Origin of the sequence: Micromonospora sp. AB353 (genome assembly GCF_049538395.1) — a bacterium.
GTDB lineage: Bacteria > Actinomycetota > Actinomycetes > Mycobacteriales > Micromonosporaceae > Micromonospora > Micromonospora aurantiaca.
This window is the reverse complement of record NZ_JBMVFV010000192.1, coordinates 1-514: the sequence shown is the minus strand read 5'-3', so window position 1 is coordinate 514 and position 514 is coordinate 1. Positions and strand designations below refer to the sequence as shown.

The 514-nt window shown below is 71.0% G+C and carries 1 protein-coding gene; it reads left to right on the top strand.

Features of this window, described 5'->3' with window-relative positions:
* On the top strand, nucleotides 1-514 hold a 514-nt coding region (locus tag ACPCK6_RS29635; protein ID WP_423482862.1), incomplete at both ends, for an acyltransferase domain-containing protein.

Genomic DNA, 514 nt, shown 5'->3' with positions numbered 1-514 from the left:
GCGTGCCGTCGCCGTGGTGGCCGACGGCAACGACCTGCTCACCGCGCTTCGGGCCCTCGATGCGGGCGAGCCCTCCGGGACCGTCGTGACCGGCTCCACCGCCGTACGCGGCCAGCTCGCGCTGCTCTTCTCGGGCCAGGGCGCGCAGCGCGCCGGGATGGGCCGGGAGTTGTCCGTCCTGTTCCCGGTGTTCGCGACCGCGCTGGATGAGGTGTGTGCGCAGCTCGATCCGTTGTTGCCACGTCCGTTGCGGGAGGTGCTGTTCGCTGAGGCGGGTTCTGCTGAGGCGGAGTTGCTGGATCAGACGGTGTTCACGCAGGCCGGGTTGTTCGCGGTCGAGGTGGCGTTGTTCCGTCTGGTGGAGTCGTTCGGGATCGTGCCCGACGTGCTGGCTGGTCATTCGATCGGTGAGGTGACGGCGGCGCATGTGGCGGGGGTGTTGTCCCTGGCCGACGCGTGCGTCCTCGTGGCCGCGCGGGGCCGGTTGATGCAGGCGTTGCCCACGGGCGGCGGC